Raw genomic sequence first — 1063 nt, 5'->3', positions numbered from 1 at the left:
AGCCCGATCCGCGGCGAGACGTTTGTCACCCGCAAGATCACCCGCAGCGTCGCCCGCATCGAGGTTGGCCTCGACGAGGCGCTCTATCTCGGCAACCTCGAAGCCAAGCGCGACTGGGGCCATGCGCGCGACTATATCGAGGGCATGCACCTGATCCTGCAGGCGGATGCGCCCGACGATTTCGTGCTGGCGACCGGCGAGACCCGCTCGGTGCGCGAATTCGTCGAACTTGCGTTTGCCGAAGTTGGCCGCCGCATCGAGTGGCGCGGCCAGGGCGTCGACGAGACCGGCGTCGACAAGAAGTCCGGCAAGACGGTAGTCAGGATTGATCCCGTCTATTTCCGCCCCACGGAGGTCGATCTTCTGGTCGGCGATGCCAGCAAGGCGCGGGAGAAACTGGGCTGGAAGCCGAAGACGTCGTTCGCCCAGATGGTCAAGGAAATGGTCGCGAACGATCTCGATGAAGCGCGGCGGGAGGTCGCCAATGGCAAGCCTGCCGTTTGAGCTAAAGGGCAAGAGGGTCTACGTCGCCGGCCACCGCGGCATGGTCGGCGCCGCGCTGGTGCGCCGGCTGGCTGCGGAACACGTCGAACTGCTGACGGCAACTCGCACCGAGGTCGATCTGCGCGATCAGGCCGCGGTCAACCGCTGGTTTGCCGCCAACCGGCCCCAGGTGGTGTTTCTGGCCGCCGCCAAGGTCGGCGGCATCGTCGCCAACAACACGCTGCGCGCCGAATTCCTCTACGACAATCTGGCGATTGCGTCGAACGTGATCCATGCGACGCATGTCCACGGCGCCGAGAAGCTGATGTTCCTGGGCTCCTCCTGCATCTATCCCAAGCTGGCGCCGCAGCCGCTGCGCGAGGACTCGATGCTGACGGGACCGCTGGAGCCGACCAACGAACCCTATGCGATTGCCAAGATCGCCGGGATCAAGCTGGTGGAGGCCTATCGCAGCCAGTACGGCGCCGACTTCATCAATGTGATGCCGACCAATCTCTACGGCCGCGGCGACAATTATCATCCCGAATACAGCCATGTCGTCGCCGCTCTGATCCGCCGC

General features: G+C 64.5%; 2 protein-coding genes. Both read left to right on the top strand.

Annotated elements, in window-relative coordinates:
• On the top strand, positions 1-504 hold a 504-nt coding region (locus tag LMTR3_RS28345), incomplete at its 5' end, for a GDP-mannose 4,6-dehydratase (RefSeq protein ID WP_141686851.1).
• Positions 485-1063 (top strand): NAD-dependent epimerase/dehydratase family protein (locus tag LMTR3_RS28340; protein ID WP_141686850.1); only part of this gene is annotated, 579 nt, incomplete at its 3' end. The genes LMTR3_RS28345 and LMTR3_RS28340, both read left to right, overlap by 20 nt.

This window comes from Bradyrhizobium sp. LMTR 3, assembly GCF_001693485.1.
In the GTDB taxonomy this organism is placed as follows: Bacteria; Pseudomonadota; Alphaproteobacteria; order Rhizobiales; family Xanthobacteraceae; genus Bradyrhizobium.
This window is presented reverse-complemented; position numbering and strand designations above follow the sequence as displayed.